Raw genomic sequence first — 14,625 nt, forward strand, 5'->3', positions numbered from 1 at the left:
TAAAGCAATTGCCAGTCTGCGTCCATCTAGGTATCCATTGGGTGAGGTAGGAAAAGGACAAGAGATTGGTGGACTTCATAAAGTTGTTGAACAAATGGGTGGAACAAATAAAGCAATTGCCAGTCTGCGTCCATCTAGGTATCCATTGGGTGAGATAGGAAAAAGACAAGAGATTGGCGGACTCCATAAAGTTGTTGAACAAATGGGTGGAACAAATAAAGCAATTGCCAGTCTGCGTCCATCTAGGTATCCATTGGGTGAGATAGGAAAAAGACAAGAGATTGGCGGACTTCATAAAGTTGTTGAACAAATGGGTGGAACAAATAAAGCAATTGATAGTCTACGTCCACCTAAATATCCTTTCGGTGAAATAGGAAAATCTCTAGATAGCTATAAGAGCCTAAGTCTTAACAATATAGGTTGGGTGCTACCAAAACCAGCTATAGAGCAAGCTTCAAGGTATTCTAATGTTGACCGCGTAAGGAATTCCTTTAAAAAAATACCTAGAAGCCAATATGATATTCTTCCAAGGATTACAGAGGATAGCAGTTCCAATGAAACTGAGTGGGTAGTGAGGAATAAGGAGACAAATGATACAGTTCCGTTTGATGATGTTACCTCCACAATTGGTATTACTGATATCATAGAATCTTTATCCATTGATGAAGTATTTGCATTCTACGATTTTCTAGTCAAATACCCTATGTTAGGTCTAAAGCATGAAGTAGGGAGGAAAATTTTTGATGAAATAGGTAAAGTGAGTCTTACTGAATTTCAAGGGAAGACTCTATTCAGAGCAAGAAAAAGGAACTGCTATGAGAGGCACGCTCCATTTACCGAAATGGAGATGTTCCAAGCTCCGCACGGCTTACCTGTTCAGGGAAGGTTCAACGTCACGGGACACGGTGAACTTTATGCATCTTCATGTGAGGAAACTGCGCTAGAAGAAGTGGATACAAAAGAGGAAGACGATAGATTTGAGATTATCGAATGGATTCTTAAGGAACCGGTTAAACTTATCGACCTTTCTGGCTATGATTCTGCATTATCCGAATACAGTAGCTATGAAAGTATGACACCGAACAACCAAGAATATTTGATACCAAACTTTTTATCTCAGTGTGTCAAAGCTAACAATATAGCAGGTATTAGGTTTAATAGTGTAAAAAAACCTTCAAACAAGAATTATGTCTTCTTTCACTTTCAGCAGAATTGGTTTGAGAAAGTGAATATAAAGATTGGTGTCATGAGCTACGCTTTTCAAAAGCAGAGTCACAATCAGTAACCTTATCTTATCGCATGTGGTGGCTGTCCCCAAAAAAAGTGACTACTGCTTGGGGCGTATGAAATTTGATCAGTATTATAACACCAGGCTAAGAAGTACCCTATGTATAGCAAGTAAGAATTAATAGGAGGGATGCTGTCCCTCTTATATTTGTATGTTATTTACATACCATTATCTAAAAAGAGTAGGTGAACAACTCTTTTTACTAAAGGAGTTTTACTATGATTAAGTTTGGAATCATCGGAACCAATTGGATTACAGAACGATTCTTAGATGCCGTCAAAGATTTAGAGGGTTTTTCATTATCCGCTGTCTATTCACGTACAGAGGAAAAAGCCGCAAGCTTCGCATCAAAATTTGGTGCAGAGCACACATTCACAGATTTAGAGCAGATGGCACAAAGCGATTTTGTTGATGCAGTGTATATCGCAAGCCCGAACGCTTTGCACTGTGAACAAGCGATCTTGATGATGAACCATGGCAAGCATGTCCTATGTGAAAAGCCACTGGCATCAAACACAAGAGAAACGAAAGCCATGATCGAAGCATCTGAGAAAAATAACGTGCTGCTGATGGAAGCGATGAAATCAACGCTTTCCCCTAACTTTAAAATCCTGCAAGAGAACTTGCACAAAATCGGGAAAGTCCGCCGTTATCATGCGAACTTTTCGAAGTATTCGTCCCGCTATGATGCGTATCGAGAAGGGACCGTATTAAATGCATTCAACCCTCAATTCTCGAATGGTTCACTAATGGATCTCGGCGTCTACTGCATCTATCCCATGGTCGTCCTGTTCGGTGAGCCGAACAGCATCCAGGCATCCGGGATTGTGCTGGATTCAGGAGTAGATGGCTCCGGCAGCATCCTCGCCCAATACGAGGACATGGAGGGGATCATGACTCACGGAAAAACCCAAAACTCATCCCTTCATTCAGAAATACAAGGGGAGGAGGGGAGCATCATCATTGATGGAATCTCTACCTTGACGCATCTTGAAGTGAGGTATCGTGATGGGGCATCAGAAGTGATCAGCACCGTACCTGAACATGCTGAAATGTATTATGAAGCGGAAGAATTCATTAAGTTGATTCAGGAAGGAAAAACGATGTCGTCGGTTAATTCGTTTGAGCATTCTTTGGCTACAGCTGAGATTTTGGAAGCGGCTAGAAAGCAAATAGGGGTTGTGTATCCGGCGGATCATAGCTAATTATTGTGGTGCCTCCGAGTTCCTTAACATCATAATAATAGAAGGAGACATTATTAAGGCGCCTCGCCCCCAATCTTTTACATTAGTGAAGCAGTGGGGGCAGGCACCGTTTTTTTGTATCTGATTTTAGAAGGTTACTTTTTCACATTAGAAACGCCTGTAGACAGGCCACCCCGGCAGAAAGCACGACAGGAATTACTTTGGCTAGCGTCCAAGTGCGCATTGTGTCAAATAGTGGGTCGAACGGGTTCTTCGTCGGAGAAGCCAAGTAGTGAACCCAGCGATCTGTACGACTGCGCTTCATTTCAAATTCAGGAATGTCCACCTTGTATTGATCTAATTTCGATTTTAGATGTTCGTTTGGGTCATAGGGATTTTTCTTCATCCATCGGCACCTCCACTTCTTCTTTCAGTTTCTGAATCGCTTTATGCAATCGTGATTTGACGGTTCCTAAAGGAATATCAAGAATGGTTGAGATCTCTGTTTGTGGAAGGTCGTGGTAGTAATATAAGAGAATCACAGCCCGGTGAAGCTCGGGCAGCTTAGCTACGGCCCCCTGAATGGTCATTTTGTCTTCTGCTGAGAAGGAGTCTGTCGTTTGGGGTGCCAGAAAAGGCAGAAGGGACTGCCACTTCTTACGGCGGTTCAGCTTATTGATCATAATCCTGTACGCAATCTGAAAAAGGTACGCTTTGACGGTTCCGCGTTCAGCAGAGTACTGGAGCTTATGAATTTGAAGTTTTACAAAGGTATCTTGAACAACATCAACACTGACATTCTCATCTCTGGTATAGCGGAATATGAAAGAGTACAAGGGTTCCCTGTACAACCTATAGAGGTGCTCCAGTGCTTCTTCTTCTCCATCCTGGTACGCAGTCATCCATTGTTCGGCCGTTCTATTCAATGTTTTCTCCAAAGCGGGCGTTAATCGTTTTTAATGTGATCGAAAGTCTGAAGAACAAGTAAAGGAACGCCACAATCGTCCAAGCCTGGGACTGGTTCGTAAAAAACTGGACGTAGACATTCTCAACCGATTCACCTGATGAAATCAGTAAATTGAGAGCCTGAACGCAAATGACGGTGTAGATGACTAAACAGAGTGTCAACGTATCAAATACATTCCACCTCAAGAAAATCTTCGTTTGATGATAATCTATTTTTCCGTTTTTTCTCACCAAATGCTTTCTTTGCATGGGAATCATTATGGACAAAATAACCACCATCCAAATTCCTACGACAATCAAAGAGACAATCCAACCAGTATCCATCTCATGCACCTCCAATGAGTCTTTACTAACTATACCAATAACTTACATCTTTAGTTCACATAAAAAGAAAAATATGGATTTGTGATTTCTCATCTGATGAAAGAAGGAGCTCGGCGAAGTCGAAAATCCATTGATCAAGGTTAAAGGAAGGAATTCTCTCCAAAGGCGAGAATGGTACCCTTATAGGGTGAGAGTAAATATGGAATTGATTCTGTTATGCAGCATCCTTTTTGTACTTCCATCTCTTTGCTCAAAGGCGAGTGTTCCCTATACATAAAACAAAGGAGTGTGTCCTACATGAGGGAAGAATTGTTCCAGCGCCACACAGATATTCGGTGTGTGCTGAGGGAGATGTACCGATTAAGACGTTTTATGAAGGAATCTTCCGTGAGGTCTTCATCTTTTTTCATCCTTTTATCAAACCTGTATCGATTGATCCGGAATTATTTTACCCTGATACCTATCCGGATAAATTCCAGATCATCGAGCATTGTGAACGGGTGAAATGGAGTGAGTTTCTGTCCCTTAGTGGCATCAACAGTTATGAGGAGTTGGACGTTGCCCTTCGTACGAGCATTCTGGGGTTGAAAAAAGAGTTCGCGGATCAAAGGTTGGCGGATAAGATGAAAGAGACGTATGAGAGGTATAACCTCGCACCTCCAGCGGAAGGGCTTCTACCTGATTTATTGGTCAATAAGGTGTTGGAAGCTGTAAGGAGTCAGGGGGAGGACTGGATATGGGTCGGGGACGAGTTCGGGACGGTGAGGAAGTTAGAATACATCTTGGACTTGTTGGACGAGGATACCTTATTAGGAAAGAACTTCTTCACTCATGATCATTCAATGCTTATAACGACGCATTGGGACAGTCATTTTTCTATGATTTGTGCGAATGACCGAAATCGTATCGAGCAGATGGTCAATGAGTGTGATTTAGAAGGGTTCTTTTGCAACGATGAGACGAAACTTTATTGGAGTGTACATGCTTTACATGATCGCTAGGTGACACGATTCATTTATTAGGCTGTTAATACTTTTATACGTTCAGCGACTCCTGGTATTTCCTTTGTAGACTCCATCAATCGCTAACGCATCTTTTCTTCTCCCTTCAGTTATCCGGGAACTTTCTTAATTTATTTGGTAAGCCGAAGTCGTGATAAGTATTTTTCAGCATCATTTTTTGCAGATGAATAGATATCAGTGAATAAAGGTGCCAGCTAATGCTCAGTGGATTGACGTTCGTTGTACCTCAATTCATCTTAAAAAACGACATACAAACACTTAATCGTCAAAAATATGAATGAAACCTCTCAATTAAGGGTATAGATAGGAGAAACCTCTGCCTGAATCATGGCACTAACAAAAGCAGAACGGTATTCACTAGGAGGGAATTTCTCATGGCTGATGAAAACATAAGCAAAGGTTTAGTTGATGCTGCGTTTAAAAAGAAACAGCAAGAAGAAGAAGAAGAAGAGAAGAAGGCACAAGAAGGAGAAAAGGCGGGCGAAGGCGATATTATTACGTTTGAAAGAGATGGACAAACGCTTGAAGCGATCGTCACTTCTACGAATCCAGCAAACTCCGTTGTTTGCGACCTGACTATCATGGAGGATTTCCATGAGCGCAATTTGGAGCACGAAATGACGGTTGTGGCTCATAAAAACTATAAGGTTAAAAAACGAAGCGAAAAATAAGCTCGTGACCCAAATAAAAGAGCAGCGCACTTCTTTAAAGTGTGGTGCTCTTTTATTTGGGTTTGTGCATGGAACTACCCAATCGACTGCAAAATGTTGTACTCTTACATATAGAGAAAAGTTCAGAGGTGAGAGATATGAAGAAAGTAACAGCATTAGGGCTGATGATTGTATTAGGTGGGCTGCTGACAGCCTGTGCCGGAACGTCCGAGCCGCCGGACGGTTTTATCACGATGAACAAAGAACAAACGGAGCTTGCGATCGGCTCGTATGAGTGGACGAATGAAGGACTGTTTAGTGAAAGTACAGCCAACGTGGATGCAGGGACGCCTTATCAGGTGGCTGAAAAGGTTGAATCTGCTCCAACTGGCGGTGATCAGACAGCTGTGATCACGTTCAGTACTGGAAAAACACCGGAGCTCTCTGCTTTTATCTGGGACGAGGAAGGCAGACAGGAGGAGCTTCCGATTGAGAATGACCAGGTGACGCTTCCGACGGAACCAGGCAGGCATGTGATGGAAATGTTTGCTGAATGGGAAAATGGAAGTGCTTCGTACACGATGCCTGTACTGATTCAATAGAGGATGAAACCTTATGCCCTTTCCAATCGTAAAGTAGGTAACAATTTTTTATGAGGGGGAAGGGCATGAGTGGAGGCATGTTGCTGCTGATCATTCTGGGATTGCTCGGTCTGCCCATCTTATGGGGGATCGTCCGTGATAAGCTCGGGTGGAATACCAATCGGTTCTACGGAGATGAAATGAACAAGAAGAAGAATAAGGGCAGGGAAAAGGTGTATGAAGAGAATACGAGGCAGGCTGGACCTGGAGATTACCCGCCGTCTGGTGGAACAGGAATCTGATCGTCTGGTCGATGAATCGATCGCGGTGCACCGCTGCTTTTTTTACAAAAATAAAACCCGTCTACTCTTATTAAAGAGCGGACGGGTTTCTTCTATATTACTATTCTTCCACTTCAGTCTTCAACTTCGTCAAAGGCTGTGGAGGGCATGATTTCTGTGTGAGACGAGATACGATGATGATCGTGAGTAGACCACAGACCATCGCTAGTGTACGGAATGGGAAGAGGACGACGCCGTCTTCAATCATTGGATAAGGCAGGAATGCCGGTAGCCCAAGAGCGGGTTCTCCTCCACCGAAACGTAGGAGGAAGGAAACGGTCAGTCCTGCTACAGCTCCGTACGTATTCGCTTTTTTATCGAACAAGGCCGTCGTCAGCTGAGGGAACAGCATACAGTAGACGAGGTCTGCACATAGATACCAAAGTGTGTAGACACTGTCGATATTCAAGGCGACGATTGTCGCGGCTAGTCCCATGATGATGATGGACACACGGATCGTGCGTTTAATGTCTCGACCTGTCGCTTTCGGTTTGATAAGCGGACGGTAGATGTTCCAGGCAGCCATGGATGACGCGGACAGGATGGACGAGTCCATCGATGACATCACGGCTGCGGCTACGGCACCAAGTGCAATGATGGCAATGCCGTATGGTGACATGTAGTTGATGACGTAAGCGAGAATTTCGGAAGCGGCGCCAGGGCCTTCGATTCCGTAGCTCGCCCAGTCAGCTGAGAATCCTGCGACACCGATCATGACGGCTGGTACAGCAAGGACGATACATAGGATACCTGCTGCGATCGACAACCACATCGCGGTTTGTTCATTTTTCGAGGAAAGGACACGTTGGAAATAGACCTGCCACGGAATACCACCGAAGATCAGCAGCAAGGCATAATCCCACCAGTTCCAGTAATAATTTCCCCAGTCCGGGTGATTCCAGCCATCAAGGGGCGGAAGAAGGTTCGCAAACCCGGCCATTCCATCTTTGTACGCGCCCCATGCTTGATCCAGTCCGCCGACTTCAGCAAGGGCGAATGGAACAACGAGGAACATACCGATCAGAATCATGATGATTTGGGCCACGTCTGTGAGAGCGACGGACCACATGCCTCCTACGAATGTGTAGGCAACGGCGATAATTGCGGAAATGATGATGGATGTATTGAAATCGAGTCCGAGAATCAGACCGAATGTAGTTCCGAGTGCGACGAGAATGGCGGCACTCCAGAATAGTTCTCCGAGTAGGGCGGGTAAGTATAGAACTCCGGCCACTTTTTTACCAAAACGGACCTCCAGCGGGTCGAGCATGGTCGTGAATTCGTGCCTTCTCATCTTGCGGGCGTAGAAAATACCTCCAATGATCAAGCTGAGTCCGTATCCCCAAGGGGCTTGGGCCCATACGATCCCTGATGCGAATGTCGTTTCGGCTGTACCTGCGATGTATCCGCCACCGACCCAAGTTGCTGTCATGGTGAACATCGCGACCCAAAGCGGCATTGAACGGCCGGCGACCATCATATCCTTTGCGCTGTCTGATTTTTTTCCAGCGGTGATCGAACCGATATAAAAGATGATGGCGTAAGAGATGAACATGAAGGCTAAGGCTCCCCAGTTCACATCGTTACCGGAAAGTCCGACATAAATGGCGACGATGAGGAGTAAACCTAAGAATCCGAATAATCCTGCTTTTCCTTGACTTTGCTTTTTCTCTGGCTTCTGCACCGAATCACTCCTTATGTTTTATAGTTTGGTTATCGATCTGTCCTCGGTGAGGGCAGGTCGTTTTTTTACGTAAGTTGTGTTGTAGAACCGGTTCTTGTTAATCGCTTTAATACGTTTAAAAAATATTAAACAGAACAACACTTATATACGATAACGTAGAATGAGAGTTTGTCAACAGGCTAACCGGTTAAATAGGAGAAAACGATGTGGGAAGATGCAATCAAAATTGGGATAGATGGGAAAGAAGAAACTATAAATTTAAAGTTTTTCCCTAAATCGACAAATTTCAAACAGATTTTTCAAAAAATAGGGTATATAAAATGGCAAGGCACATCCTATGAGAAAAACCTATGATAAAGCCGTCGGGAAAAATGAGAGTAAATGGACGAATCAAAAAAGGAGGCACAATGATGAAACAAATGTACATCGATGGAGAATGGGTGGACGCCCAATCGAAAAAGGTGAGAGACATCATCAATCCCTTTAATCAGGAAGTGATCGCCCAAGCGGCGGAAGGGGATGCTGAGGATGCAAAGCTTGCGATTGCTGCTGCGAGAGAAGCGTTCGACCATGGCGAGTGGAAGGATACACCAGGAGCTGACCGCGGGCGGAAGGTCCTTCGTATCGCCGAGCTGATCGAGCGGGATAAAGAAGAACTTGCTGAGCTCGAAACGCTTGATACCGGTAAGACACTGGAAGAAAGCCGTGCAGACATGGATGATATCGCAGGCGTTTTCCGATACTTCGCGGGTCTTGCGGATAAGGATGGCGGAGAAGTCATCGAATCCCCGATTCCAAACAGTCAAAGTAAAGTCGTCCGCGAACCGGTTGGTGTCTGCGGTCAGATTACCCCATGGAATTACCCTCTTCTACAAGCAGCATGGAAAATCGCGCCTGCCTTAGCAGCAGGAAACACGATCGTATTGAAGCCTAGTGAAATTACGCCCCTCACGACTGTAAAAGTGACTGAGCTCATGGAGGAAGCGGGATTCCCGAAAGGTGTCGTCAACCTGGTGCTTGGGCCAGGGGCAACGGTCGGGAATGAACTTGCTGAAAGCCACGATGTCGATTTGATTTCGTTCACAGGAGGCATTGAAACAGGGAAAAGAATCATGCAGACGGCAAGCGGCAATATGAAAAACATCGCGCTTGAGCTTGGCGGAAAGAATCCGAATATCGTCTTTGCTGATGCGCATTTTGAAACAGCTGTCGACCAGGCGTTGAACGCCGTCTTTTTCCACGCTGGACAGGTGTGTTCGGCCGGAGCGAGGTTGATTGTCGAGGACTCCATCCACGACCGTTTTGTAGAGGAGTTGAGGGTTCGAGCTGAGCGCATCAAGCTTGGGAACGGTCTTCATGAAGACACCGAATCCGGACCTCTCATTTCCGCCGATCACCGGGAGAAGGTCGAGAATTATGTGGAGATCGGGAAAAAAGAAGGTGCCCATCTGCTTGTCGGAGGCGCACGCCCTGAAGATCCGGAGCTTCAAGATGGATTTTTCTATTTGCCGACGATCTTCACAGAGTGCACGACGGATATGAGAATCGTCCAGGAGGAAGTGTTCGGTCCCGTGTTGACGGTTGAGCGTTTTCAAACAGAAGAAGAAGCCGTAAAGCTTGCGAATGATTCCATTTATGGACTCGCTGGTGCGGTGTTTACGCAGGATATTGATAAAGCAGAACGGGCGGCTGCTAAGATGCGCATGGGAACGGTTTGGATCAACGACTTCCACCCGTACTTCGCCCAAGCGCCGTGGGGTGGATACAAGCAATCCGGAATCGGCCGTGAGCTCGGAAAGCCGGGACTTGAGGAATACACAGAAACGAAACATATTTTCCGTAACGTGAAGCCTGAACCGATTAATTGGTTCAAGTAAGAGTAGACTACAAAAGAATGAAGGAGGATTTTTATGAAAGAAGCATATGATATTGTCATCATCGGTGCCGGAAGTGCGGGGTCGGTCCTCGCTGGTCGTTTGACGGAGGATGGTAAAAAAGACGTACTTGTACTTGAAGCGGGACGCAGTGACTATGCTTGGGATCTACTTATCCAGATGCCGGCAGCCCTGCCTTTCCCAGCGGGTAAATCCCTGTATGATTGGGATTATGAATCAGATCCTGAGCCCTACATGAAAGGGCGTCGGATCAAGCACGCCCGTGGAAAAATGCTTGGTGGATCAAGCTCGATCAATGGAATGATCTATCAGCGCGGGAATCCGAAAGACTATGAGCGCTGGGGAGCGGATGAAGGGATGGAAGACTGGGATTTCGCCCACTGCCTTCCTTATTTCAAACGTCTGGAGAATGCGCTTGGATCTGATAAAGACGATCCGTATCGCGGTCACGATGGCCCCATTAAACTGGAGCGTGGACCCGCGACGAATCCTTTGTTTGAAGCATTCTTCGAGGCAGCTGTTGAAGCAGGCTACTATCGTACGCCAGATGTGAACGGGTTCCGCCAAGAGGGCTTTGGACCTTTTGACAAACACGTCTATAAAGGGCGCCGCATGTCTGCATCCCGTGCGTACTTGCATCCCGCTATGAAACGGGACAACCTTACTGTGAAAACTCGTGCCTTCGTTCAGCACATCGATATCCAAGATGGGAAGGCACGAGGGTTGACCTTTAAGCGAAATGGCAAAGAGCATTATGTGAAAGCGGGCGAAGTCATCCTTTGCGGCGGTGCAATCAACACGCCACAGCTGCTCCAGATTTCTGGTGTCGGGGATGAAGAGCACCTTCGATCTGTAGGCGTGACGCCGAAAGTCCATCTTCCTGGTGTCGGGGAAAACCTACAGGACCACCTTGAAGTGTACATCCAGCACGAGTGCCTGCAGCCTGTTTCAGAGCAGCCGAACTTGAATAAGCTGAAGATGCCATGGATCGGGTTGCAGTGGTTGATCGGACGTAGTGGCCCTGCTGCAACGAACCACTTTGAAGGAGGAGGATTCGCCCGTTCGAACGACGACGTCGATTATCCGAACCTGATGTATCACTTCCTCCCGGTAGCAGTGCGCTACGACGGGCAGAAAGCGCCCGTCAAGCACGGCTTCCAGGTTCATATTGGGCCGATGTATTCTGATGCTCGTGGTTCATTGAAGATCAATTCCAATGACCTGAAAGCCTATCCGAGCATGGTGTACAACTACCTTTCAACAGAGCAGGATAGGCGTGAGTGGGTCGAAGCTGTACGCGTGACGCGAAAAATCATGTCACAGCCGTCGATGAAGCCTTATAACGGGGGAGAAATTTCACCTGGTCCATCCGTCCAGAGTGAAGATGAGATTCTCGACTGGGTGGCAGAAGATGCGGAAACAGCCCTGCACCCAAGCTGTACGGCGAAAATGGGACCGAAGTCTGACCCGATGGCTGTCGTCGATCCGAAGACGATGAAAGTCCATGGTGTAGAGAACCTGCGTGTCGTTGACGCGTCCGCAATGCCTTATGTGACAAACGGAAACATCCACGCGCCTGTACTGATGCTTGCCGAAAAAGCAGCAGACATTATTCGTGGCAGAGAGCCACTTGCAGCCGATCACCTGGATTATTACAAGCATGGTGTTCACCCGGCTGATGCTGGAACAATTCAAGGGTAAAGAGAAAAGATCATAAGCATCAACACGAAAGCAGGGACCTGTACAAGTCCCTGCTTTCGCTTTATATTAGAATGAGAGCGTATTAATCAAATTGAATGCATTAAACGTTTAAAAGGTATGGAAGAGAGAGGAGGCGGTTCTTTGAAGAAAGACCCAAAGGAACGGATAGAGGAAGCAGAAGGGGCCGTCGTCAATTCGATTGCTGAGACGATGGACCTTTATGGCATCACTCCTTCAACAGGAAAATTATTCGCCAGGATGTATTTTAAGCAGGAGCCGATGACGCTTGATGATATGAAGGATGACCTCGGAATGAGTAAGCCGAGTATGAGTATTGCGGTCCGCAACCTCCAGGAGGTCAGCATCGTTCATAAAGTCTGGCAGAAAGGGTCCCGCAAGGATTCCTATATGGCTGAGAAGGACTTCTTCAAGTATTTCTCCCGCTTCTTCGGAAACAAGTGGGAGCGCGAAGCTAAGCTGAACTTGTCTGCCATCGAGTATGCCGAGAAGATTCTCGAGCAGGTGATGGAGGATGAGGAAGCGGACGAAGAGACGATTGAACGAGCGAAGACGAATTACGAGCAGCTGGAAGACTACCGCAAGTACTGCAGGTGGCTCGAGCGTTTGTCGGATTCGATTGACTCGGGTGAGATTTTTGATTTCTTACCTGTTGAGGAACCGGATGCTGATCAATCGAAGCGTAAACGATAGTTGAATGACGATGCCTGTTTGCACTCTTTTCTTAGTATAAAAGAGTGGGGACAGGCATTTTTTTATTCTTTTGTAGCTATGGAGCAACGCATATAGGTGATGAATTCTAAGGAGTTAATAAGCAAGCCTCTTTATTAACGGTGAAACCTTGTCGATATTCCACTAATATGAAGGAATATGCTTACATAAAATCGAATCGTTAGTTATAGGTATTTTTTAGGTTGAATTTTAATAACTATATGTCAGGAGAAATCATTCATGAACTCAAATCTAGTTGCTGAAGAAACGGCACTAAACAAAATATTCTCGGACGATTATATATTCACAATGCCAACTGTTCAAAGACCCTACTCTTGGTCTACTGATGAAGTAGGTGAACTTTTGGACGACTTAGTAGACTTTATTAACCATTATGAGATTACAGAGAAATCCTTTCAAAAAATCAGCGAACCCTATTTTTTAGGCAGTATAGTACTAGTCAAAGGTGAGGGACCTGAAGCGCAAGTACTGGATGGTCAACAGAGGTTAACAACCTTAACAATACTCTTAGCGGTTCTCAGAGACTATTTAAGTGATGAAGAGATTCAGTCAATGATTCTGCAAAAAGGAAAGAAGTTATTTGGTACAAAAGACACTCACAGATTACAACTAAGGCCAAAAGACAATGACTTCTTTAAAGAATATATTCAAGAGAAAGGATCTACGACCAAATTGAGCGCTGATACTAGTGTTTCAACAGATAGCCAGAACCATATTGCAGAAAATACACTTTATTTATATGAAAGGTTAAACGAGTTAGATGAAGAAGTAGTTCAGATTCTACCGAGTGTTATTGCAAATCTGTGCTATCTAGTAGTTGTATCAACTGGGAGTTTCGATTCTGCTTTTCGTATTTTCACAGTACTTAATGATCGTGGACTTGACCTTATGACAAGTGACATTTTAAAGGCAAAAGTTGTCGGTGAAATACCCGATGAAAAACAAGAGAAGTACACAGCTAAATGGGAAGAGGTAGAAGTAACTTTAGGAAGGAGTAGGTTTAATAAACTGTTTGATCATATTAGGATGATCATACAAAAGAGAAAAGGCAGTGCGAATATTAAAGATGAATATGAAGAAATATTCCAGGAGATAAGTGGGGCTAGATTTATTGATGATATATTAATTCCATACAGTGAAGCATATATGAAAATTGTAGACTTTAGGTCTCATTTTAATGGTGATCCTGAAATTGTTAAGGTATTGAGCTTATTAGACCGAATTGATAATAGTGATTGGATACCAATTGCAATATATTATATGAATCATTATAACACTAACTTGAAGGAATTCTTAAAAGAGTTAGAAGTTTTAGCTGGAACTAGTATGGTATTAAGGAAAAATTTCAATTGGCGTATGTCTAGGTATGCACAAATATTACGTACTATGTCGTCTGATAAGGAGGCTTTTGTTCCAGGGAGCTCTCTTTTAGTCAAAAAAGACGATAAAAAGAAGTTATTAGATTTATTACAGGGAGACGTTTATACAGAACTAAAAGACTCAGCTCGCCGATATGTGTTATTACGACTTGACTCTTTATTGACAGAAGGACAGCCTTATTATGATCACAAGGTTATTACAGTAGAGCATATACTGCCTCAAACTCCAAAAGAGGATAGCCATTGGATAGAGAAATTTGGCGAGATTGAAGAATATGTTCATAAGTTAGGTAACCTAGTTTTATTAACTAGGCGCAAGAATGCTCAAGCTAGAAATTATGAATTTGATAAGAAAAAGAAATCATATTTTCAGAGTAAAAATGGAGTTACCTCATTTGCTATAACTTCACAGGTTATACAAGAAGACGATTGGACACCAGACACTCTCTTAAAAAGACAAGGTAAATTAATTTCCTTGCTTCAAAATGCATGGAAACTGGATGAGGATAACCTGGTTGATCCAGAAGCAGAGAAAGTGGAGTTTTATACAAGTGGCCCGAGAGGTGCTTCAGCCATAGGCACAATAACTAAAAACGGGTTTTTGGTTAAAAGAGGATCGAGGATTGCAAACGGTGTGAGTAATTCTTTTGGAGATCATCAACACCGAAAAAGAGAAGCACTAATAAATAATGGTTTCATAATTGTGAAAGAAGACGAATTGATTTTAGAAAAAGATTATATCTTTGATAGCCCTTCACTTGCTGCGTCAGTGGTGCTTGGTCGAAGAGCTAATGGAAACACAGAATGGAAATCTGCTGAAGGTTTAGGGCTGGAGAATTATTTAACTGATTAATATTGAG

Annotated in this window: 15 protein-coding genes; 11 read left to right on the top strand and 4 right to left on the bottom strand. The window is 44.4% G+C overall.

The annotated features are described in order from the left end of the window. A partial coding sequence (locus tag LCM20_RS08575; protein ID WP_225195036.1) for an RES family NAD+ phosphorylase occupies positions 1-1,285 on the top strand: 1,285 nt, incomplete at its 5' end. 221 nt (positions 1,286-1,506) lie between these two features. Next, complete coding sequence (locus tag LCM20_RS08580; protein ID WP_225195037.1) at positions 1,507-2,493, top strand: Gfo/Idh/MocA family protein; 987 nt, start codon at positions 1,507-1,509, stop codon at positions 2,491-2,493. Positions 2,494-2,635: 142 nt separating this feature from the next. Here the strand turns inward: LCM20_RS08580 and LCM20_RS08585 are convergent, their stop codons facing one another. The 3 genes from LCM20_RS08585 to LCM20_RS08595 are packed head-to-tail and all read right to left on the bottom strand — an operon-like array spanning position 2,636 to position 3,762. Further along, positions 2,636-2,818 (bottom strand): hypothetical protein, encoded by a 183-nt coding sequence (locus LCM20_RS08585; protein ID WP_225195038.1) that lies wholly within the window; start codon positions 2,816-2,818, stop codon positions 2,636-2,638. Between the two features lie 40 nt (positions 2,819-2,858). Next, the gene (locus LCM20_RS08590) at positions 2,859-3,374 is read right to left on the bottom strand and encodes an RNA polymerase sigma factor (protein WP_225195039.1); all 516 of its coding nucleotides are present in this window, start codon (positions 3,372-3,374) and stop codon (positions 2,859-2,861) included. 16 nt (positions 3,375-3,390) lie between these two features. Next, complete coding sequence (locus LCM20_RS08595; protein ID WP_225195040.1) at positions 3,391-3,762, bottom strand: group-specific protein; 372 nt, start codon at positions 3,760-3,762, stop codon at positions 3,391-3,393. Positions 3,763-4,097: 335 nt separating this feature from the next. Here LCM20_RS08595 and LCM20_RS08600 point away from each other — a divergent pair, with 335 nt between their 5' ends. The 4 genes from LCM20_RS08600 to LCM20_RS08615 all read left to right on the top strand — a co-directional run bounded on the left by LCM20_RS08600 (position 4,098) and on the right by LCM20_RS08615 (position 6,317). After that, positions 4,098-4,763 carry a DUF2711 family protein gene (locus LCM20_RS08600; RefSeq protein ID WP_225195041.1) on the top strand — a complete coding sequence of 222 codons (666 nt, stop codon included), beginning with the start codon at positions 4,098-4,100 and terminating at the stop codon, positions 4,761-4,763. Between the two features lie 395 nt (positions 4,764-5,158). Then, positions 5,159-5,455 (top strand): YkvS family protein, encoded by a 297-nt coding sequence (locus LCM20_RS08605; RefSeq protein ID WP_225195042.1) that lies wholly within the window; start codon positions 5,159-5,161, stop codon positions 5,453-5,455. 137 nt (positions 5,456-5,592) lie between these two features. Continuing rightward, positions 5,593-6,036, top strand: coding sequence for a hypothetical protein (locus LCM20_RS08610; RefSeq protein WP_225195043.1), 444 nt, complete (start codon positions 5,593-5,595; stop codon positions 6,034-6,036). A 65-nt stretch (positions 6,037-6,101) separates the two neighbouring features. Then, positions 6,102-6,317: a hypothetical protein gene (locus LCM20_RS08615; RefSeq protein WP_225195044.1), complete on the top strand. Its 216-nt coding sequence runs from the start codon at positions 6,102-6,104 to the stop codon at positions 6,315-6,317. Positions 6,318-6,417: 100 nt separating this feature from the next. On the opposite strand, the gene LCM20_RS08620 is transcribed toward LCM20_RS08615, so the two are convergent. Beyond that, positions 6,418-8,040 (bottom strand): sodium:solute symporter family protein, encoded by a 1,623-nt coding sequence (locus tag LCM20_RS08620; protein WP_225195045.1) that lies wholly within the window; start codon positions 8,038-8,040, stop codon positions 6,418-6,420. Between the two features lie 204 nt (positions 8,041-8,244). Here LCM20_RS08620 and LCM20_RS08625 point away from each other — a divergent pair, with 204 nt between their 5' ends. The 5 genes from LCM20_RS08625 (at position 8,245) to LCM20_RS08645 (ending at position 14,618) form a co-directional block, all read left to right on the top strand. Next, entirely contained in the window at positions 8,245-8,394 is a 150-nt protein-coding gene (locus LCM20_RS08625) for a hypothetical protein (protein WP_225195046.1), read from the top strand. A 53-nt stretch (positions 8,395-8,447) separates the two neighbouring features. Then, entirely contained in the window at positions 8,448-9,917 is a 1,470-nt protein-coding gene (gene betB / locus LCM20_RS08630) for a betaine-aldehyde dehydrogenase (RefSeq protein WP_225195047.1), read from the top strand. Positions 9,918-9,950: 33 nt separating this feature from the next. After that, complete coding sequence (betA, locus tag LCM20_RS08635) at positions 9,951-11,636, top strand: choline dehydrogenase (RefSeq protein WP_225195048.1); 1,686 nt, start codon at positions 9,951-9,953, stop codon at positions 11,634-11,636. A 117-nt stretch (positions 11,637-11,753) separates the two neighbouring features. Continuing rightward, positions 11,754-12,347 (top strand): choline uptake/conversion transcriptional regulator CudC, encoded by a 594-nt coding sequence (cudC, locus tag LCM20_RS08640; RefSeq protein WP_318247304.1) that lies wholly within the window; start codon positions 11,754-11,756, stop codon positions 12,345-12,347. 258 nt (positions 12,348-12,605) lie between these two features. Further along, entirely contained in the window at positions 12,606-14,618 is a 2,013-nt protein-coding gene (locus LCM20_RS08645; protein ID WP_225195050.1) for a DUF4357 domain-containing protein, read from the top strand. Positions 14,619-14,625 lie beyond the last annotated feature (7 nt).

It is taken from the genome of Halobacillus litoralis (assembly GCF_020171725.1).
In the GTDB taxonomy this organism is placed as follows: Bacteria; Bacillota; Bacilli; order Bacillales; family Halobacillaceae; genus Halobacillus; species Halobacillus litoralis_F.

Excerpts from the sequence above, each read along its gene's own strand:
- LCM20_RS08580 (WP_225195037.1), top strand. The coding sequence starts at position 1,507 with ATGATTAAGTTTGGAATCATCGGAACCAATTGGATTACAGAACGATTC.
- LCM20_RS08590 (WP_225195039.1), bottom strand. The coding sequence starts at position 3,374 with ATGACTGCGTACCAGGATGGAGAAGAAGAAGCACTGGAGCACCTCTAT.
- LCM20_RS08595 (WP_225195040.1), bottom strand. The coding sequence starts at position 3,762 with ATGGATACTGGTTGGATTGTCTCTTTGATTGTCGTAGGAATTTGGATG.
- LCM20_RS08605 (WP_225195042.1), top strand. The coding sequence starts at position 5,159 with ATGGCTGATGAAAACATAAGCAAAGGTTTAGTTGATGCTGCGTTTAAA.
- LCM20_RS08610 (WP_225195043.1), top strand. The coding sequence starts at position 5,593 with ATGAAGAAAGTAACAGCATTAGGGCTGATGATTGTATTAGGTGGGCTG.
- LCM20_RS08615 (WP_225195044.1), top strand. The coding sequence starts at position 6,102 with ATGAGTGGAGGCATGTTGCTGCTGATCATTCTGGGATTGCTCGGTCTG.
- LCM20_RS08625 (WP_225195046.1), top strand. The coding sequence starts at position 8,245 with ATGTGGGAAGATGCAATCAAAATTGGGATAGATGGGAAAGAAGAAACT.
- betB (WP_225195047.1), top strand. The coding sequence starts at position 8,448 with ATGATGAAACAAATGTACATCGATGGAGAATGGGTGGACGCCCAATCG.
- betA (WP_225195048.1), top strand. The coding sequence starts at position 9,951 with ATGAAAGAAGCATATGATATTGTCATCATCGGTGCCGGAAGTGCGGGG.
- cudC (WP_318247304.1), top strand. The coding sequence starts at position 11,754 with ATGGAAGAGAGAGGAGGCGGTTCTTTGAAGAAAGACCCAAAGGAACGG.
- LCM20_RS08645 (WP_225195050.1), top strand. The coding sequence starts at position 12,606 with ATGAACTCAAATCTAGTTGCTGAAGAAACGGCACTAAACAAAATATTC.